This is a genomic window from Nocardia grenadensis NBRC 108939 (assembly GCF_001613445.1).
Taxonomy (GTDB): domain Bacteria; phylum Actinomycetota; class Actinomycetes; order Mycobacteriales; family Mycobacteriaceae; genus Nocardia; species Nocardia grenadensis.
In genome coordinates this window covers 134,142-153,931 of record NZ_BDCJ01000006.1, presented here as the reverse complement: position 1 = coordinate 153,931, position 19,790 = coordinate 134,142, and the positions used below count along the sequence as shown (strand labels likewise).

The window sequence follows — 19,790 nt, the reverse complement described above, 5'->3', positions numbered from 1 at the left end:
GGGTCGGGGGCCCGTACCCGCCACTCTCGTCCACGGGCGCGAAGCCCGTCCCGGGCGCGTCCACTAGGGTGCATGCCATGCGGAAGCTGATCATCGGACTGCTGTGCCTGGCGGGGCTGGCAGTGGTCGTCGATTTCGGTGCGGCCGCATACTCGGAATACCGCGTATCGCGTTCGCTGAAGGTCGGTGCCGACCTCAGTGCCGATCCCGAGGTCACTTTCCACGGTTTCCCGTTCCTGCGGCAGGCGCTAGACGGCCGCTACGACAATATCGAGATCAAGGCCGACAGCGTCCGGCCCGATATTCCCGGCGAGATCGGCCTGGAGGCCACGCTGCTGGGGATGAACCTCCCGCTCGGCGATCTGGTCGACGGCCGGGTGCGGAATGTGCCGGTGGAGCAGGTCGACGTCCGGATGCGGGTCGCACCCACCGAACTGGGCCGGCTGTTCGGCATCCCGGATCTGGAGGTCCATTCCCGTCCGGCGGACAAATCGGACGGCACCGGCGGTTCGGGCGGGTCGGGAATGACCACAGCGGGCGCGCTGGTACTGACCGGAACGCTGCCGTCGGCGCCGAGCGGGCAGCAGAGCGCGAGTTTCGCCGGGGAACGGGTGAGCGTCGCGGCCGATCTGCTGCTCGACGGCGATCAGGTACGGATCGTGGCCACCGGCCTGTACTCGGAGGAGATCTCGCCGGTCCCCTCCGAACCGGTCGTCGACGACGCCGACATCCCGGCGGTGCTGGCGATGTTCACCCGTACGATCGATACGAAGGAACTGCCGTTCGGTATCCGGCCCACCGAGGTGACCGCCCTGGGCGGCCATATCGTGGTCGAGGGCCGGGGTAGAGATGTGACGATCGATTTGAACAGATTGCGGCGCCCATGATCGAGATCACCATTCTGGCGGTAATGCTGCTGGCCGGGCTGGCCGTCGGCCTGTACCTGCGCCGACGCGAGGGCGCGGTGCGCTCCGCCCCGGTCACCCTGGACCGCGACACCGCCGCGCGCGACGATCTGCTCGTCGCCGCCGGTGTGACCGGGTCGGGGCCCGCGGTACTGCATTTCTCCGCCGACTGGTGCGGCCCCTGCGCGGCGGTCCGCCGGGTCGTGGCCGATGCCACCGGCGATCTGGCCGACTCCCCGCGACCGCCACGCGATATCGAGATCGATATCGACGCCGATCCGGCGCTGGCCAGGGCCCTCAATGTGCTGTCGCTTCCGACCACCTTCGTTTTCGACGCCGAGGGCCGGGAACGGTTCCGGATCTCCGGCGTCCCCAAGACCAGCGACCTGCGCAGCGCGCTCAGCCCATTGACCGCCGGTTCGGCCGCCGGCTGAGCTGTGTCTATTCGCGCCCTTCGGCGCGCGGGTCGGGGCAGAGGGAGGGAGTTTCCGGACGCGCTGCCCCGAACGGCCCAGTAGGTCCGCGGTACTGCAGGTGCTCGGTGGCCGCCGCTCCCAGAACGGCCGATACCGTCCGGTAAGGCCCCTGTCCTGGAGGGGACACCCTCCCCGTTGGCACAGCGGAGTAATTGGGTAGACTTCTTCTGTGCAAAACCACCGCGAGCTGATGCTCACCCGTCGCCGCACAGTCGACCTGTGCCGCCTCGGTGGTTGTTGCTGCCTGTGCCGCTGAGCGGTCGGGTCTACTTTCCTGACGCCGACCACGGTTCGTCCGCGCGAGCGATTCCATCCCCCGGCGAACCGGCCGAATTCCGCCGAGAAGTTCGAGCGCAGGAGCTTTGTTCATGTCCACTATCACCACCCTCGCGAATCGGGTCGATATCCGCGGTCCGCGCTTCGTGGCCTGGGTGACCACCGGCGTTCTGGTCTTGATCCTGGTACTCGCCGCGTTCGCCCCGATCGCCGCCACCGTGCTGGTCGCCGGCCAGACGCTGGTGTTCGCGCTCGGCGCCGGGCTCGGGCCGCGCCGGCACCCGTACGGCGCGATCTACGCGCGTTTCGTCGCGCCGCGCCTGGGCCCGGCCACCGAGACCGAACCGACCGCCCCGTTACGATTCGCGCAGTTGCTCGGGTTCGTGTTCGCCGCGGTGAGCCTGCTGGGCTTCCTCCTCGGCAGCACTGCCGTGGGCGCGCTCTTCGCCGGGTTCGCCCTGTTCGCGGCGTTTCTCAATGCCGCGTTCGGTATCTGCCTCGGCTGCAAGCTGTACCCGCTGGTCGCGCGGCTGCGTCCGAACACCACGTCCGAACTCCCCGCATCGAACTGAACACCGATCCGCTGTCACCACTGAAAGGGAAAACATGGCTCGCTCCGATGTCCTGGTCTCCGTCGACTGGGCCGAAGAGAACCTCGAGACCCCCGGCGTGGTCTTCGTCGAGGTCGACGAGGACACCACCGCCTACGAAGGCGGACACATCGAGGGCGCCGTACGGCTCGACTGGAAGAAGGACCTGCAGGATCCGGTCCGTCGTGATTTCGTGAACCAGGAGCAGTTCTCCGCACTGCTCTCGGAGCGCGGTATCGCAGGCGACGACGAGGTGGTCCTGTACGGCGGCAACAACAACTGGTTCGCCGCCTACGCCTACTGGTACTTCAAGCTGTACGGCCACAACAATGTCAAGCTGATCGACGGCGGCCGTAAGAAGTGGGAGCTCGACGGGCGTCCGCTGTCCAGCGACCCGGTGAGCCGCCCGGCCACCCAGTACAAGGCCGCGCAGCCGGACAACTCCATCCGCGCCTTCCGCGACGAGGTCATCGCGGCCATCGGCACCAAGAACCTGGTCGATGTGCGCTCCCCCGACGAGTTCTCGGGCAAGATCCTGGCCCCCGCGCACCTGCCGCAGGAACAGAGCCAGCGCCCCGGCCATATCCCCGGCGCGATCAACGTACCGTGGAGCAAGGCCGCCAACGAGGACGGCACCTTCCGTTCCGACGCCGAACTCGCCGAGCTCTACAATTCGGCCGGCCTGGACGGTAACAAGGAAACCATCGCCTACTGCCGTATCGGCGAGCGCTCCTCGCACACCTGGTTTGTGCTGCAGGAGCTGCTCGGACACCAGAACGTCAAGAACTACGATGGCAGCTGGACCGAATACGGCTCGCTCATCGGCGCCCCTATCGAGTTGGGAGAATAACCAGCATGTGTGCAGCACCTACCCAGGGCCAGGCCATCCCGGCCGGGGTCGATGTGGAGAAGGAAACGGTCATCACCGGCCGGGTTCTCGCCACGGACGGTGAGCCGGTGGCGGGCGCCTTCGTGCGACTGCTGGACGGCAACGGGGATTTCACCGCCGAGGTCGTCGCCTCGGGCACCGGTGACTTCCGTTTCTTCGCGGCGCCGGGCACCTGGACGCTGCGCGCCCTCTCCTCGGCGGGCAACGGCACGGCCGAGCTCAGCCCCGACGGCCCGGGCATCCACAACCTGGACGTCGCCGTCTCGAAGTAGGACGGGACCGCACGGCCCGGGATACGCCCTCTGACAGGACGTATCCCGGGCCGTTCCATTTCCACCCGGCTACGTCGCCGAACACGTCACTCCCCGCGATGCGGGGGTCGGATCCCAGGCCGGGCCCGCCCGGCTCCCCGGCGCGTGCAGCCCATCCGGCCATGGAGCGACCCGCGAGCATCTCCCGTGCGGTGCGTACCGATCACGTCGGGCAGCCGCGCGATCATTCCGTCTACCGCGAATGATGGGCATTCGTGGCCGGGGTCACGAGGGCCCCGGCCCGGCTTGCCGGAGGCGGGGCAATAGAATCGGTGTGTGGTCCTCTTCTTCGAGATTCTGCTGATCGCCGTTTCGATCCTCATCGGATGGTTCGGCCTGTACGTCTTCTACCGGCTGTTCACCGAATCATGAGCGGTCTCGCGAGCGAAGGTTCCGATCCGGCCGAGCGAGCGAGCGACAACAGCAACGGAAGGCCTCCGGCCGATACCCACGGCCAGAACGGTAACGGCCGTTCGGCCGATGCCCCGTCGTCGCTGAGCGGCGATCGGGCGGTGGCCGACGCGGCCGAACGCGCCAAGGCGACCGGCGGCCGCAATATCCCGGTGCTCCCGGACCTCCCGCTCCCCGACGATACGGCGAATCTGCGCCTCGGCCCGGACCTGCATCCGGCCATGCTGGCGCTGCTGCCGATGGTCGGCGTCTGGCGGGGTGAGGGCGAGGGCAACAATCCCGAGCGCGGGGACTATCGCTTCGGGCAGCAGATCGTGGTCTCCCACGACGGCGGCGACTATCTGAGCTGGGATTCGCGGTCCTGGTTCGTCGAATCCGACGGCAGCTACGGCGGGCCGGACCTGCGTGAGACCGGATTCTGGCGGGTCGGGGTCGACGGCAGCGACGAGGTGCTGGAACTGCTGCTCACCCACAGCACCGGCATTGTCGAACTCTTCTACGGCACCGCACTCACCCAGGCATCCTGGGAACTGGCCACCGATGTGGTGATCCGCAGCCAGAGCGGCGCGGTGGTGGGCGGCGCCAAACGGCTGTACGGGATAGTCGAGGGCGGCGATCTCGCTTATGTGGAGGAGCGTGTGGTGGCCGACGGGCCGCTGCAGCCGCGCCTGTCCGCACGACTGCAGCGCTATATCGGCTGACGCCGCGGGGCCCGGATACAGAACGACCCCCGAGCCGTATCGGCGCGGGCCCGTGGTGTGAATACCGATGGGTCTCGCGGCCGATCCCGATCGGACAGATCGGGGACTCGGGGGCCGGGTGGCTGCCGTGGATTCGCTCAGCTCTATAGCGATCGGAATCCGAAAGGACAGCCGGCTACAGCCTCAGCTGGCAGCCACCTCACGCGTCCTGAGAATTTCCATTCTTGGGATCACCTCCTTCCTTGTGTAACTCCGAACTTAGCCACCACCGATGGCAGTCGGCAACGGAATTTCATCGAGGGCGTAACTGGTCGCTTTCCCGTCCGCGAAAGCGGCCCGGACCTGGCCCGATTCATCGACGGTGATCACCAGGCCGGCGCGATGCCCGGCCGGTAACTGATGTGTGACCACCACCACATCGCGGTCGGCCGCGACCAAACCGCTGTCGATATCGAGCAGATCTCGCATCAGCCGGGCGCCGGCCACCGCGTCGAGGTGTTCGGTGGGTTCGTCCAGCAGGAGCGCGCGGGCGGGTGACACCAGGGCGCGGGCGAGCAGAATCCGGCGACGCTGACCGCCGGAGACCGCGGCGGCGCCGCCGGGAAGATCGGTGTGCACGCCGTCGGGCAGTCCGTCCAGCCAGTCCCCCAGGCCGACCGTCCGAAGCGCCCGCTCGGCGGTCTCGGCATCGAGATCACCGCGGGCCACCCGCAGGTTCTCCAGCACGCTGGTGCCGAACAGATGGGCGTCCTCGGCGAAGAACCGCACCTGGTCGTCCGGATCATCGAAAAGACCGGCCCAGGCCATCAGCAGGGTGGTTTTCCCGGCGCCGCTGGGGCCGACCATCACGACCCGGGATGCCTGCGGACGTACCGGGATCTGCCACTGCCCATCGCCCACCCAGCCGATGACGACACCATCGGCGCGGCTGTCGGCGTAGGGGAACGGATGCGGATAGCCGCCGGTGCCGAACCGTTTGCGGGTATCGATGGCCCGCGGTATGCCGCCGGCGGCCTCCACGGTGGGCTCGTCGTCCCGTTCGAGGGGCTCCGGGCGGTGGTCGGGCGATACCGCCCGCAACCGGTGCAGGGCGGCACGTGCGACGGTGAGGGTCTGGGCGGCAGCCGGCAGCGGGCCGGTCGCCTCGAAGGCGGACAGCGGTAGCAGTACCAGAACGGCCAGCGCCATCGGAGTCATCGCGCCCGGTGTGCCCCCGCCGGGACCGTAGCCGATGATCCCGATCAGCAGGGCGGCGAGCACCGTCACCCCGGTGGCCAGCGGGATCGCGGCCGCCGCCCACGCATTGCGGCCGGCGGCCCGGTCCTCGGCGGCCAGTGCCCGCCGGTTCGCCGCCGCCGCGGTGTGCAGCGCCGAATCCAATTTCCCGGCGACCCGAAGTTCCGCGGCATGGTCGAGCACGGTGAGGGCGTATGCGGCGAATTCGGCGCGGTCCGCGCGTGCCGACCGTTCGGCGGCCGCCGCGGCGCGAGCCGAGAGCCAGGGCGCGACGATTCCGGAGAAGGCCAGGGCGGCCGCCAGCACCCCGGCGGCGGGGGGTGAAATGCAGGCCAGCAACCCCACTGCGGCCACTGCCAGCACCAGCGCTACCGCGATCGGGACGAAGGTCCGGACCACGACCGCGCCCAGATCGTCGATATCGGTGCCGACCCGCACCAGCACGTCCCCGCGCCGCAGTCGGCCGGGCACCCCGGGTCCACCCGGCGCGGTGGGGACGGTGGACCCGCCCGCCGTGATCGCCGGAATATCGGCGCGGCGGGTCAGCCACAGTGGTGCCCGGGCCAGGGCGCGGTACACCGATGCGCGGGCGGCGGTCATCGAGCGCAGGGCGACATCGTGGGTGGCGAGCCGCTCCAGATACCGGCAGACCCCGCGCGAGATACCCAGTGCCCGCACCGCGACCACCGCGACGGTGAGATCCAGCACCGGCGGCATCTGCCAGGCCCGGGCGATCAGCCAGGCGGCCAGCGCGGCGAGACCCAGTCCACTGCCCAGGGCCAGCACGCCCCACCCGGTCGCGAACGCCAGCCGCCGGCGGGGTACCTCCAGCAGATCCCACATCTGGCGGGTATCACGCAGCAGCAGCCGCAGGCGGGCCCAGCGGCGGGCAGCGCGGGACCGGCGGCGTGGGGGACGAGGGGTTTCGGTTCGAGAGCTCATCGCGATATTCGGGGGCAGGTCGTCGGTACCGCGACGATCTCGTCGGCTGCGGACAGTAGGGCCGGTCGGTGGGCGACCACGACCACGGTCGCGCCGGTACGCGCCAGTGTGGTGAGGGCCGCCGCCACCGCGACTTCGCTGTCGGGATCCAGATGGGCGGTCGGTTCGTCCAGCAACAGGATCGGGCGATCCGCGGCCAGCACTCGGGTCAGCGCGAGCCGCTGCCGTTGGCCGAGGGACAGTCCGATCCCCCCGGACCCGACCACGGTATCCCACCCGGCGGGCAGCGCCTCGAGCACGGCATCGAAACCGGTTACGGCACAGGCGGCGTCCAATTCGCTGAGCACCCGGGCCGGGCCCCGGCGCGCCGGCCCCGCCACGGTGGCACCGAGCAGTTCGAGGTTCTCCCGGAGCGTGCCCGGCACCAGTACCGGCCGCTGCGGAAGCCAGGCCAGCCGTGCCCACCACTGCTCGGCCGGGATCTCCCGGATATCGACACCGTCGGCGAACACCGCGCCGCGGGTGGGTTCGATCAATCCCAGCACGGCCTGCAGCGCGGTCGATTTCCCGGAACCGTTGGGCCCGGTCAGCGCGGTGACGGCGCCGGGGCGGAAAACGGCGTGCAGACCGTCCGGTGCGGCACCGTCTCGGGAATCGACCGTCAGATCGACGAGTTCGACAACACCTGCGCCCGGGGCATCCTGCCGATCGTGCCGCATACCGCCGACGCTCGCCGCATTGGGCGCGGGGGCGCCGGATACCGAGGTCACGATGGACGCCGGGGGTGTCACCGTGCCGGACACCGCGGCACCGGGGACCGGGCTCGTCGCCATGCCGGGGTCCTGGCTCGCCGCGGTCCCGCCGGGGTCCGCGGTCACCACCGTGCCGATATCCGCGGTCGCCGCGGCACCGGCGGCCGAGGTCGTCACCATGCCGGGGTCCGGGCTCGCCACTGCGCGGGTAGCCGGGGTCACCGCCGTATCGGAGGCCGGCTTCGCCCCGTCCCGGGGGCAGGCTCCCGCGCCCCGGGTGTCCGGCGGCGAGATCGCGTCCGCGGCGTCTCCGGCGGCGGGGTCCAGCACGGCGAAAGCCCGGTCCGCGGCGGCCATTCCGTCCTGCGCGGCATGGAAACGTTCCCCCACCGTCCGCAACGGCAGATAGACCTCCGGGGCGAGGATCAGGGCGACGATTCCGGCGTAGAGGCTCATATCGCCGTGCACCAGGCGCATCCCGATCGCCACCGCTACCAGCGCGACCGACAGGGTGGCCAGTAGTTCGAGCACCATCGAGGACAGGAACGCGATCCGCAGGGCACTCATGGTGCGCCGGTGCAGCGTTTCGCCGAGTTCCCGGACGCGCCCGCTCATCGTGCGGCCGGGGATATCGGTCACCCCGCCTGTCTCCCGGCCGAGGGCGCGCAGGGTGGGCATACCGGCGAACAGGTCCAGGAGTTGATCCGAGAGGCGCGTGGTGGCCGCGAGTGTCTCCCGGGCCCGGCCTTCGGTGAGCAGGCCGATGAGGACCATGAATATCGGGATCAGCGGCAGGGTGATCACCACGATGACCGCCGAGGTGAGGTCGTGGACGGCGATCACCGTCAGTATCACCGGGGGTACGAGGACCGCGAGCAGCAGTGCGGGCACATAGCCGGTCAGGTAGGCGCGCAAACCGTTGAGGCCGCTGCCCACCACGACCGCGAGTTCGGTCCGCCGCGTTTCGAGTTCGCGGGGCGGCAGTCCGGCGCCCGCGGCGAGGACCGCCTGTTCGAGTTCGGTGACGACCCGGGCGCCGGCCCGGTGCGCGATCCGCGACTGCCACCACACCGCCAGCACCCGCGCGCCGAGAGCCAGGGCGAGCAGCACCAGTTCCGCGGTCCACGAGCCGAGGGAGCGGCGGGCCGGGTCGGTGATGACCCCGGCCAGCACCCGTCCCAGCAGCACGGCCGCGCCGGCGATGCCGACCGTGGTCACCAGCGAAAGGGCGACGCTCAGTGCGAGATAGCGTCGCGCCGAACGCGCGTACCGCCACAGGCGAGGGTCCACGGGCGGGCGGGCCATTGGCTCACTCCTCGGTGACAACGCGGGGTGGAAGTCCGATTCCGGGTGGGATGTGTTCGACACTAATGCGTTTCCGGAACACCCAGTAGGTCCAGGCCTGGTAACCCAGCACCACCGGGGTCACGATCACCGCGGCCCAGCTCATCACCTTCAGCGTGTACGGGGTCGAGGAGGCGTTGTCCACGGTCAGGCTGAACGCCGGGTCGATCGTGGAGGGCAGCACATCCGGGAACAGCGCGCCGAACAGCAGCGCGGTGGCGGCCAGCACGGTGAGCGCGGTCCCGGTGAAGGACCATCCGTCACGCCCGGCCAGCAGCGCCGCGGCGCCCGCGAGCAATCCGAATACCGCCAGCCCCAGCGGGATCCAGGTCCAGCCCGATCCGTAGGCGAACTGGGTCCACAGACCGAAGCCGGCCACGACCAGGGCCGTCGGCGCGAGCAGCAGCCGGGCGATGCGGTGCGCGTCGTCGCGGACCTCGCCGGCGGTCTTGAGCGCCAGGAATACCGCCCCGTGCAATGCGAACAGCAGTCCGGTGGTGAGCGCGCCCAACAGCGCGTACGGGCCGAACAGTTCGCCGAAGGCACCGGTGAACTGTTTGTCGGCATCCAGGGGCACGCCGCGCACGATATTGGCGAATACCCAGCCCCAGGCCAGCGCGGGCACCCAGGATCCGATCCCGATACCGAGGTCGCAGCGCGCCCGCCAGCGCGGATCGTCGATCTTGCCCCGGTATTCGATCGCGCAGATGCGCAGGATCAAGGCCACCAGGAGCAGCAGCAACGCGAAGTAGAAACCGGAAAACATGCTCGCGTACCACTCCGGGAACGCGGCGAACAGCGCGCCACCGGCGGTGATCAGCCAGACCTCGTTTCCGTCCCACACCGGGCCGATGGTGTTCAGTACGACCCGGCGACGGGTGTCCGCGGTGAGCGCATCAGGCCCGGAGGAGGCCGCCTGCGTAACCACGGAGGGCCCGCGCGCACCGCGCGTGGCTGCAAAGCCCCGGCCGAGGATCGGCATGAGCATGCCGACCCCGAAGTCGAAACCCTCGAGCACGAAGTACCCGGTGAAGAGCACCCCGATCAGTACGAACCAGAATTCCTGCAGTCCCATACCCGGCTCCTAGTAGGCGAACGAAAGCTGTTCGGCGACAGGTTTCTCCGCGGACCCGGCCGCGGGTTCGCCCGCCGGCCGCTCCGGCCCCTCGAGCACATAGCGCCGCATGAGGTAGAACCACACGACGGCGAGCAATCCGTAGACCACCGTGAAGGTGATGAGCGAGATCCAAACCGTCGCGGCCGCGTGATCGGACACACCCTGCTGCACCGTCAACCGCAGATCCTGGTCACCGGTCGGGTTGGGCACCACGACCCAGGGCTGGCGGCCCATCTCGGTGAACACCCAGCCGGCCGCGTTGGCCAGGAACGGGGTCGGAATGGCGAGCAGGCTCAGCCACGAGAACCAGCGCTGATGCGGGATCCGGCCGCGCCTGGTCATCCACAATCCGGCGAAGACCAGCAGCGCGGACCCGGCGGCGAGGCCGATCATGGCGCGGAACGACCAGTAGGTGACGAAGAGGTTGGGCCGGTAGTCGCCGGGCCCGAACTTCTCGTTGTAGGCCTGCTGCAGATCGACGACGCCCTCCAGTTCCACCCCGGTGAACTTGCCCTCCGCCAGCCAGGGCAGCACGAACGGCACCTCGAGCACATGGATGACGCTGTCGCAGTTGTTGTGCGTCCCGACCGTGAGGATCGAGAAGTCCGGGTCGGTCTCGGTGTGGCACAGCGATTCCGCCGAGGCCATCTTCATGGGCTGCTGCTCGAACATCAGCTTGCCCTGGACATCGCCGGTGTATACCAGCGCGAGACCGGCGACGACCACCACCAGCAACGACACCCGGGCCGCCGGACGCCATACGGTGCGCGCCTCGGCGAGTTCTCCGGTATCCCCGCTGCGCGCCTTGCGGACCATCCACCAGCCCGCGATTCCGGCGACGAAGGTGCCCGCGGTCAGGAACGACCCCGCGACCACGTGGGGGAAGGCAGCCAGCGCGGTGTTGTTGGTGAGCAGTTCGGTGATGCTGGACAGTTCGGCCCGTCCGGTCTCCGGGTTGTACCGGGCACCCACCGGGTGCTGCATGAAGGAATTGGCCGCGATGATGAAGTACGCGGAGGCGTTGACGCCGATTGCCACCATCCAGATGGTGCCGAGATGGACGAGCTTGGGTAGCCGCGACCAGCCGAATATCCAGAGTCCGATGAAAGTGGACTCCAGGAAGAAGGCCACGAGGCCTTCCAGCGCCAGCGGTGCGCCGAAAACATCACCGACGAATCGGGAGTATTCGCTCCAGTTCATTCCGAACTGGAATTCCTGCACGATTCCGGTGGCAACGCCCAGCGCGAAATTGATCAGGAATAATTTCCCGAAGAATTTGGTGAGCCGGTACCAGTGCTCCTTGCCGGTGACGACCCAGGCCGTCTGCATTCCCGCGACGAGCGGCGCGAGGCCGATCGTCAGGGGGACGAACAAGAAGTGGTAGACGGTCGTGATGCCGAATTGCCATCGCGAGACATCCAGGGCGTCCACACCGAGCCTCCTGTTACTACGACGTGTCGTAGACCCAGACTACGCGCCGCCGCGGCCCGATCAATGTGTCGGCGGACACGACATGCGCGGCGATTCACCAACGACTCGGCAACGGGTCCCGGTCACACCGGAAACGGTCCGGTCACCCGGCGGTGCCCGCGATCACCAATCGGCGATGGTCCCGGCCCGTTCGATCCCGCGATCGACCATCTCGATGATCTCCGAAACCGACTCCGTCGCCGACATCCTTACGCCGTCAAGGGAATTGACCCGTGCGGCGAGCGTCACACTGCTGAGCATCCAGATGCTGTCACAGTCGAACAGGTCGGCGGTGAACAGCGGTTCGTAACGGCAGTCGTAACCACGGCGTTCGGCCTCGGCGTACAACGCCCGCTGGGTGATTCCCGGCAGCACACCGTTCTTCGCCGGCGGAGTGATCAGCTGTTTGTCCCGGGCGATCACCACCGTGGAACGGGGACCCTCCAGTACCCGGTGCTCGGTACTGGTGAAGATGACGTCGTCGGCGCCCATCCGGGCGGCGAACCGCAGCGCGGCCATATTGGTCGCGTAGGAGAGCGTTTTCGCGCCGAGCAATTGCCAGGGCGCCGCCTGCGCGAGGTCGATCGAGATACCCCGGGTCAAGGTGACCACGGCGACGCCCTCGGTTCTCGCCGCCGCCACCCGGTCGGCCAGCTCCGTGACCATCACGAAGGTCGTCGGGACCGGAACCGCCTCGGACAGCTCGCCGGAGCGCAGCCCCGCCTTGGGGCTGCCGAGCGCGCTCTCCCGGCCGCGGGTCAGCACCAGGCGCATAACCCCTTCCTGCTCGCTGCCCCATTCCTTGGCCGCGGTCTCGATCGCGCTGCGCCACCGGGCCAGGTCGGGCTCGGGTAGATCGAGCGCCTGGGCGGAACGGCGTAGCCGGGCCAGATGGAAATCGAGCGCGCAGACCGTGCCACCGCGGACCAGAGCCGTTTCGAAAATTCCGTCGCCCCGCAGGACGCCGATATCGTCGGCATACAGCAACGGCTGATCCGCATCGCGGACCTCGCCGTCGAGTGTTACAAGAACTCGATCCACCATGGCACGAGCGTAGGCCAACACCGCTCACTATGACGGACATAAATCCGGGCGGCCCGGATAATGTCGGCCGATTTCCCGGCCCTCATACCGCAGCATCCGCCCAGGGCCCACCATTTCGATCACGCCGGCCGCGCCGGCTAAGGTCGGGCAATGGCGCGACGGACGGAAATCGACCCCGGCGCGGTGCGAGCCGCAGTGACCGCGGTCCGGGAATGGCTGCTCGACGAGAACCATCCGGCCCCGTCCCGGGCCGATCTGGCGGCAGCGGTGCGCGGGACCGCGCAGGCCCTGGCCGCGGCCGCTCCCGGACATTCGGTGGAGGTGCGGGTCCCGCCCTTCGTCGCCGTGCAGTGCGTCGAAGGCCCCCGGCACACCCGTGGCACTCCCCCCAACGTGGTGGAGACCGACCCGCGGACATGGCTGCTGTTGGCGACCGGCCTGCGGGAGTTCGCGGCGGCCGTCGCCACGGGCGCGGTGGACGCCTCCGGTAGCCGGGCCGCCGAGATCGGCCGCTGGTTGCCGCTGGTCCCGGTACGCCCCGAAACCTGACCTGCGGCGAATCGCCTGGTCAACCCCCACTGATGCACGAGAGGGTGATCTGCTCCTAGAGTGGAAGCCGTGTCCGTGCTCGCCGCACCCAGCCCTGTCCTCGCAGTACCGGGAGCCGTCGCGGCCCCGACCGGCTCCCCGGACGAGTCCGTCCCCTGGCATTACGGCGACCCGCTCGGCGAACAACGCGCCGCGATCGAACGCGTGGCCATCGTGGACCGTTCGCATCGTTTCGTACTCACCGTCGCCGGCGCCGAACGGCTGAGCTGGCTGCACACCATTACCAGCCAGCACATCGCCGACCTGGGCGAAGGCCACTCCGCGGAGAACCTGGACCTCGATCTCAACGGCCGGGTACTGCACCATTTCGTGCTCACCGAACTGGGCGCGACGGTGTGGATCGACACCGAGGGCGACCGGGGTCCCGGCCTGCTGGATTTCCTCACCAAAATGGTGTTCTGGGCCGATGCGCAGCCGCGGGAGGCGGCCGATCACGCCGTCGTGAGCCTGCTCGGCCCGGGTGTCGCGACCCTGACCGGCGTACTCGGGATCGATCGACTGCCCGATACCTACGAGGCGATCGCCGTCCCGGCCGGCGGTTTCCTGCGCCGGATGCCCTGGCCGACCGCGGACTCCTTCGATCTCATCCTGCCCCGCGAACAGCTCATGTCACGGTGGAACGAGCTGACCGGCGCGGGTGCCGAACCGGCCGGTTCCTGGGCCTATGAGGCCTTGCGGGTGGCCGCCGTGCGGCCCCGGATGGGCGTCGACACCGACGACCGCACCATCCCGCACGAGGTGAACTGGATCGGCGGACCCGCCGAATACGGTGCCGTCCACCTGGACAAGGGTTGCTACCGCGGCCAGGAAACCGTGGCCCGGGTCCACAACCTCGGCAAACCGCCGCGCCGACTGGTCCTGCTGCATCTGGACGGCTCCGCCGATGAACGGCCGGCCCCGGGTGAACCGGTCACCGCCGGCAACCGCGCGGTGGGCGTCCTCGGCACCACGATCGACCACTACGAGCTGGGCCCGGTCGCGCTCGCCCTGATCAAGCGATCCGTCCCCGCCGACACCCAGTTGACCGTGGGTGGCATCGCCGCGGCCATCGACCCCGATTCGGTGATCGCCGACGACACCCCGCAGGCCGGGCGTCGCGCCGTCGAACGGCTCCGTGGCCGCTGATCGGCCCCGGACGACGAGCCGAGAGGAGACAGCTGTGCACGTCGGTGCCATCGGTCGGGTACTGGCCGCCTGTGTGGTCCATGCCGACCTGGAGGTACCCGGCCGGGTAGGGCGCAGCGCGATCGACAAGCGCCCGGTCCCCGGCCGGGTGCGGGCCGGACGACTCGGGCTCGACGGTGATCACGTGTGCGACACCCGCGACCACGGCGGCGTCCACCAGGCGGTGTACGGCTACGCCGAAGAAGACGCCCGGACCTGGTCTGCCGAACTCGGCCGCACCCTCGGACCGGGCTGGTTCGGGGAGAACCTGCGGATCTCCGGGCTGCCACTCAGCGACGCTGTACTCGGCGCGCGCTGCCGCGTCGGCGACGCACTACTGGAGGTCAGCGCGCCCCGAGTGCCGTGCGCCACCTTCGGGCACTGGTCGGGGGAACAGCAGTGGGTGCGCCGGTTCGCCCTGCGGGCGAACACCGGATGCTATTTCCGGGTCCTCACCGAGGGCGAGGTGGGCGCCGGCGACCCGGTCGAATTCGTCCACGTACCCGAGCACGGCATCACCGTCCGCGATGTCTTCACCGGCGCAGACCCCGCGCGCCTCGAACGATTGCTCACCGCCGAGCCCACCGTCTCCGACGAGATCCGCGCGCAGATCGCCCGGCACACGCGACGTCGCACGGCCGAGCCGGCGCCGGAACAGGAGACCATCGGATGAGCGTGGACCTGGTCGAGGTGGTGCGCTCGGGATTCCGGGAATGCGTGCACCGGGGCTCGGTGGTGCTCATCGGACCCGACGGCGAACCGACCTTCGCGGCCGGTTCGGTGCACGTACCGATCTACCCACGCTCCACCAATAAACCGCTGCAGGCACTCACCCTGCTCAAACAAGGTTTCACCCCGCTCGACGACGCGGAACTGGCCATCGCGACCGCGTCGCACACCGGCGAACCCGAGCACATCGAACTGGTCGAGCGATTGCTGCGGCGGTTCGGATTCGGGGAGGACGATCTGGCATGTCCCCCGGACCTGCCCGGCGACGAGCAGACCCGGGCCGGGGTGCTGTATCGCGGTGAGAAACCCGCCAAGCGGTATATGAACTGCTCGGGCAAACACGCGGCCATGCTGGCGACCTGCGCGGTGAATGGCTGGCCGGTCGCCGGATACACCGATGTCGGGCACCCGCTGCAACAAGCCGTACTGGCCCAGATCATCGAGACGACCGGTGAGCCGGAAACCGATCTCGGCATCGACGGCTGCGGCCTGCCCATCGTCCCGGTCTCGCTGACGAATCTGGCGCGTGCCTTCGCGGCCCTGGCCACGGCCGCCGACGGCACCCCCGAACGCCGGATCGCCACGGCGCTCCGCGCGCACCCGCGGGTGATTTCGGGCACCAACGGTCCCGACCTGCTGACCATGAACGCCGTCCCCGGACTCATCTGCAAGGTCGGCGCCGACGGCGTACACGCCGGAGCGTTACCCGACGGCAGCGCCTTCGCGTACAAGATCGACGACGGCGCCGACCGCGCCAGAATCCCGCTGACCATGGCGGTTCTGCGGCGTATGGGCGTCAGGTGGTCCGATGAACTGGCGGCGCTGGCGGCCCCTCCGGTGCTCGGCGGCGGGACCCGGGTTGGTGTGATCCGGGTCATACCCGGATCGGTCCCGCCTGGCGACTGAGCGGCGAAACATCGGCAAACCGGTCGGTTGATCCAGCGGATAGCCGACTCGTGGAAGCGCGACGGCCGGACACGCGCTAAAGTGTCTGTCAGGAAGATATTAATTCGAACGGGGCCGCCACCAATCCCCAGGCCGCCCCGCTGTGACGCGAGGGGGTCAGCCATGGGCCGTGGCCGGGCTAAGGCAAAGCAGACCAAGGTTGCACGCGAGCTCAAGTACAGCTCGCCGTCGACCGACTTCGCGAGCCTTCAGCGCGAGCTTTCCGGTAGCGACAACGCCCCACGCGGTGGCGTCCTGTCGGATGAGCACGACGCGGATAATTCCTTGTCCAAGTGGGACGAGGACGACGACTACGACAGCTGGCGCCGCTGATCAGGGTGCATACGCTCGGGGGAGGCCATAGGCCTCCCTTTCGGTCGTTTACGCCGGTTCGCGCCGTTTCCCGCCGGTTCGCCCGGCGGTGGACGACGTGAACCGGCGGTACGACCCGAGCCGCATCTGAATCCTCGCGTCGGTTCCGACCGATAGTCGGTGGGTGATCCGTCACCCACCGGGCGGAAGTCGAGTCCGAGAAGTCCGGTCACCGCGCTGGAGCTCGCGCTCCGAGTGCACCACTGCGGAACGCCGATAGCTACGCGGTGACCCGCGGACCATCTGGACCGCGCTATCGCAATGTCAGGACGCGCGGACTTTCAGACGCGTAGAACATCAATGGAATCCGGAAGATCCGGCCGCCGGATCACGACGGCCGGACCGCGGATCAGAAACGCGGATGATCCCCGAGCAGAACCGCTCGCGGCGCATCCACATCCTTGGCCTTCTTCACACTGCCCAGCGTCCAGCACTCGATATGGCGCGCGGTGAGCACTGCCAGCGCGCGATCGACATCCTCGGGCGCGACCACGGCGACCATCCCGACGCCCATATTGAACGTCTTCTCCATCTCCACGCGCTCCACCCGGCCACGCTGCGCGATCATCTTGAACACCGGCGCCGGATTCCAGGTCCCGCGATCCAGCTCGGCCACCAGCCCCGCCGGCAGCACCCGAGCCAGGTTCGCGGCCAGACCACCACCGGTGATATGCGCGAACGTCCGCACATCGGTCTCGGCGATCAACGCCAGACAATCCTTGGCATAGATCAGCGTCGGCTCCAGCAACTCCTCACCGAGGGTGCGGCCGAACTCCTCCACATGCCCGGTCAACGCCATCCGGTCGATCTCCAGCAGCACCTTGCGCGCCAGACTGTAACCGTTGGAATGCAGACCCGACGAACCCATCGCGATCACCACATCCCCCGGACGCACCCGGTCGGGCCCCAGCAGATCATCGGCCTCGACCACACCGACACCGGTCGCCGACAGATCGTAATCCTGGGCACCCATCATCCCCGGATGCTCGGCCGTCTCACCGCCCAACAACGCGCAACCGGCCCGCACGCACCCCTCGGCGATACCGGACACCAGCTCGGCCACCCGCTCCGGAACCACCTTGCCGACCGCGATGTAATCCTGCAGGAACAGTGGCTCCGCCCCACACACCACCAGATCGTCGACCACCATGGCCACCAGGTCCAGACCCACCGTGTCATGCTTGTCCAGCGCCTGGGCCACCGCGATCTTCGTACCGACCCCGTCGGTCGACGAAGCCAGCAGCGGCTCCCGGTAGCTCTTCTTCAGCGCGAACAACCCGGCGAAGCCACCGATCCCGCCCTGCACCTCGGGCCGGCTCGCCTTACGCGCCAGCGGGGCGAACAACTCGACAGCCCTGTCACCGGCCTCGATATCCACTCCAGCTGCGGCATAGGACGCACCGGCACCGGTGGGGTTCTGCTCAGTCATTGTCGGGGAAAGCTCCAAACCGAATTCGCGGATAATTGCCTGCTCAGAGTTTATGGCGTCGCCCCGAAGCGTGGGGGGCCGGGCTGTGTTTTCTGGCGCGCCTCCGACGGCGCAAGCGGGCGTGCGTGTCCGGCTTCGCGCGCGAGGCCGTCTCCTAACCCTCACGACCGGGCGCGCGACCGAGTGACTTCACCATCGAGTCCCGCCGTCGAAACGGGTGCGGACCCGAACCCCTACGGCCGGCTGAGGGCGCTCGCGTTGACGTTCTCGGTGAGGACGTGGGATTGGGAGCGACCCCCGAATTCCAGCAGGTTCTTACCGATCGCGGCTTCGGTGGGCAGCGGGATCGGGTAGTCCCCGTCGAAACAGGCGCAGCACAGGCGAGTGCGGGGCTGTTCGGTGGCGGCGACCATGCCGTCGATCGAGATGTAGCCGAGGGTGTCGGCGCCGATGGAGCGGCGGACGCCTTCGACCATGTCGTGCATCGCCTCCGGATCGGCGGGCATTCCGTCGGGGTCGGTGCCGGCATTGTTGGCGACCAGTTCGGCGCGGGAGGCGAAATCGATCCCGTAGAAGCACGGCCATTTCACCGGCGGGGAGGCGATCCGGACGTGGATCTCCAGGGCGCCGGCTTCGCGCAGCATCCGGATGAGGGCGCGCTGGGTGTTGCCGCGGACGATCGAATCGTCGACGACGATGAGACGTTTGCCGCGGATCACTTCGCGCAGTGGGTTGAGTTTCAACCGGATACCGAGCTGGCGGATGGTCTGGCTGGGCTGGATGAAGGTGCGGCCGACGTAGGCGTTCTTCATCAGGCCCTGCCCGTAGGGCACGCCGGATCCCTGTGCGTAGCCGACCGCGGCGGGGGTACCGGATTCCGGGACCGGGATCACCAGGTCCGCGTCGATCGGGTGTTCGGCGGCGAGGCGGCGGCCGATCTCGACGCGGGTGGCGTGCACCGAGCGCCCGGAGATGGTGCTGTCAGGGCGGGCCAGGTACACGTACTCGAAAACGCAGCCCTTGGGTTCGGGATTGGCGAATCGGGAGGAGCGGACGCCGTCGGCGTCGATGGCGAGCAATTCGCCCGGTTCGATCTCGCGGACGAAGGAGGCGCCGACGATATCGAGGGCTGCGGTTTCGCTGGCGACCACCCAGCCACGTTCGAGGCGGCCGAGCACCAGCGGGCGGACCCCGTGTGGATCGCGAGCGGCGTAGAGGGTGTGTTCGTCCATGAAGGTCAGGCAGAAGGCGCCGCGCACCGTGGGCAGCAACTCCATGGCGGCCTGCTCGATACTCGAATCCGCGGAGGCATGCGCGAGCAGCGCGGTCATCACATCGGAGTCGGAGGTCGCCGAGACGGCGCCGGGGCGGCCGGGGCCGGCGACCAGACCCAGTTCACGTGCCCGGTCGGCCAATTCGGCGGTATTGACGAGATTGCCGTTGTGGCCGAGCGCGAGCCCGGAACCGACGGCGGTGGTGCGGAAGATCGGCTGGGCGTTCTCCCAAGTGGTGGCTCCGGTGGTGGAGTAGCGGCAGTGGCCGACGGCGACGTGGCCCGGCATGGCGGCCAGGGTCTGCTCGTCGAACACCTGGCTGACCAGGCCGAGATCCTTGAAGACCAGCACCTGGGAGCCGTCGGAGACCGCGATACCCGCGGCTTCCTGGCCGCGGTGCTGCAGGGCATAGAGGCCGTAATAGGTGAGTTTGGCCACGTCCTCACCCGGGGCCCAGACTCCGAAGACTCCGCATTCCTCGCGGGGCGGATTCTCGGTCTCATCGGTTGCGGTGGGATTGCTGACTGCCGGTTGGTCGGCGTGGGTCACCGTGCGCTCCCTGGTCGGGCGGGTGTGGGGGGCACTCGACATTCTACGGGTGTGTCACGCTCGCGCGTCACCGGATCAGCACTCGGGTAGCAAGCGGGCCCGGAACGTCCCTTACCGGGGCCCGCAGCCCGCCGTCGAGCGGCCCAGCAAACCTTCACGCCCAGTTAACCCCCCTTTCACCTGCTGAAACGGGGGAGAGCCGGACTACTGCGGGCCTCGCCACGGACATCTGCGGTGCGGCCCGGGCCGCCTCGT

The 19,790-nt window shown here is 68.9% G+C and carries 18 protein-coding genes; 11 read left to right on the top strand and 7 right to left on the bottom strand.

Annotated features, from left to right (window positions below; translation table 11 throughout):
* Positions 1-77 precede the first annotated feature (77 nt).
* The 6 genes from NGR01S_RS07645 (at position 78) to NGR01S_RS07620 (ending at position 4,559) form a co-directional block, all read left to right on the top strand.
* Positions 78-887: an LmeA family phospholipid-binding protein gene (locus NGR01S_RS07645; RefSeq protein ID WP_063035479.1), complete on the top strand. Its 810-nt coding sequence runs from the start codon at positions 78-80 to the stop codon at positions 885-887.
* Entirely contained in the window at positions 884-1,339 is a 456-nt protein-coding gene (locus NGR01S_RS07640; protein ID WP_063035478.1) for a thioredoxin family protein, read from the top strand. Before NGR01S_RS07645 ends, NGR01S_RS07640 begins: the two co-directional genes overlap by 4 nt.
* Positions 1,340-1,749: 410 nt before the next feature.
* Positions 1,750-2,229 (top strand): DUF4395 domain-containing protein, encoded by a 480-nt coding sequence (locus NGR01S_RS07635; RefSeq protein WP_063035477.1) that lies wholly within the window; start codon positions 1,750-1,752, stop codon positions 2,227-2,229.
* A 34-nt stretch (positions 2,230-2,263) separates the two neighbouring features.
* A complete protein-coding gene (locus NGR01S_RS07630; protein ID WP_063035476.1) occupies positions 2,264-3,097 on the top strand; it encodes a sulfurtransferase in 834 nt (277 codons plus the stop codon).
* Between the two features lie 5 nt (positions 3,098-3,102).
* Positions 3,103-3,408, top strand: a complete 306-nt coding sequence (locus tag NGR01S_RS07625) for a DUF1416 domain-containing protein (protein WP_063035475.1) — start codon at positions 3,103-3,105, stop codon at positions 3,406-3,408.
* 407 nt (positions 3,409-3,815) lie between these two features.
* Positions 3,816-4,559, top strand: a complete 744-nt coding sequence (locus tag NGR01S_RS07620; protein ID WP_063035474.1) for a heme-binding beta-barrel domain-containing protein — start codon at positions 3,816-3,818, stop codon at positions 4,557-4,559.
* A gap of 258 nt (positions 4,560-4,817) precedes the next feature.
* Here NGR01S_RS07620 and cydC read toward each other — a convergent pair whose 3' ends face one another.
* The 5 genes from cydC to NGR01S_RS07595 form a co-directional block, all read right to left on the bottom strand.
* Positions 4,818-6,638, bottom strand: a complete 1,821-nt coding sequence (gene cydC, locus NGR01S_RS07615) for a thiol reductant ABC exporter subunit CydC (RefSeq protein ID WP_063035473.1) — start codon at positions 6,636-6,638, stop codon at positions 4,818-4,820.
* Between the two features lie 95 nt (positions 6,639-6,733).
* Positions 6,734-8,794, bottom strand: coding sequence for an ABC transporter ATP-binding protein/permease (locus NGR01S_RS07610; RefSeq protein ID WP_063035472.1), 2,061 nt, complete (start codon positions 8,792-8,794; stop codon positions 6,734-6,736).
* Positions 8,795-8,798: 4 nt separating this feature from the next.
* Positions 8,799-9,908 carry a cytochrome d ubiquinol oxidase subunit II gene (gene cydB / locus NGR01S_RS07605; protein ID WP_063035471.1) on the bottom strand — a complete coding sequence of 370 codons (1,110 nt, stop codon included), beginning with the start codon at positions 9,906-9,908 and terminating at the stop codon, positions 8,799-8,801.
* A 9-nt stretch (positions 9,909-9,917) separates the two neighbouring features.
* Positions 9,918-11,381: a cytochrome ubiquinol oxidase subunit I gene (locus NGR01S_RS07600; RefSeq protein ID WP_063035470.1), complete on the bottom strand. Its 1,464-nt coding sequence runs from the start codon at positions 11,379-11,381 to the stop codon at positions 9,918-9,920.
* A 162-nt stretch (positions 11,382-11,543) separates the two neighbouring features.
* Positions 11,544-12,464, bottom strand: a complete 921-nt coding sequence (locus tag NGR01S_RS07595; RefSeq protein ID WP_063035469.1) for an aminodeoxychorismate lyase — start codon at positions 12,462-12,464, stop codon at positions 11,544-11,546.
* Between the two features lie 150 nt (positions 12,465-12,614).
* Between NGR01S_RS07595 and NGR01S_RS07590 the strand changes: the two genes are divergently transcribed.
* The 5 genes from NGR01S_RS07590 to NGR01S_RS07570 all read left to right on the top strand — a co-directional run bounded on the left by NGR01S_RS07590 (position 12,615) and on the right by NGR01S_RS07570 (position 16,244).
* Positions 12,615-13,013: a sterol carrier family protein gene (locus NGR01S_RS07590; RefSeq protein ID WP_063035468.1), complete on the top strand. Its 399-nt coding sequence runs from the start codon at positions 12,615-12,617 to the stop codon at positions 13,011-13,013.
* A gap of 69 nt (positions 13,014-13,082) precedes the next feature.
* Entirely contained in the window at positions 13,083-14,198 is a 1,116-nt protein-coding gene (gene ygfZ, locus NGR01S_RS07585) for a CAF17-like 4Fe-4S cluster assembly/insertion protein YgfZ (RefSeq protein WP_084480529.1), read from the top strand.
* Positions 14,199-14,232: 34 nt separating this feature from the next.
* Positions 14,233-14,910 (top strand): MOSC domain-containing protein, encoded by a 678-nt coding sequence (locus NGR01S_RS07580; protein WP_063035466.1) that lies wholly within the window; start codon positions 14,233-14,235, stop codon positions 14,908-14,910.
* On the top strand, positions 14,907-15,872 hold the full coding sequence (locus tag NGR01S_RS07575) for an asparaginase (RefSeq protein ID WP_063035465.1): 966 nt from the start codon (positions 14,907-14,909) through the stop codon (positions 15,870-15,872). Before NGR01S_RS07580 ends, NGR01S_RS07575 begins: the two co-directional genes overlap by 4 nt.
* Positions 15,873-16,034: 162 nt before the next feature.
* Positions 16,035-16,244: a DUF3073 domain-containing protein gene (locus NGR01S_RS07570; RefSeq protein WP_039821949.1), complete on the top strand. Its 210-nt coding sequence runs from the start codon at positions 16,035-16,037 to the stop codon at positions 16,242-16,244.
* Between the two features lie 388 nt (positions 16,245-16,632).
* On the opposite strand, the gene purM is transcribed toward NGR01S_RS07570, so the two are convergent.
* Both purM and purF read right to left on the bottom strand, forming a co-directional pair.
* Positions 16,633-17,712 (bottom strand): phosphoribosylformylglycinamidine cyclo-ligase, encoded by a 1,080-nt coding sequence (gene purM / locus NGR01S_RS07565; protein WP_063035464.1) that lies wholly within the window; start codon positions 17,710-17,712, stop codon positions 16,633-16,635.
* Between the two features lie 233 nt (positions 17,713-17,945).
* Entirely contained in the window at positions 17,946-19,535 is a 1,590-nt protein-coding gene (purF, locus tag NGR01S_RS07560; RefSeq protein ID WP_063035463.1) for an amidophosphoribosyltransferase, read from the bottom strand.
* Positions 19,536-19,790: the final 255 nt, after the last annotated feature.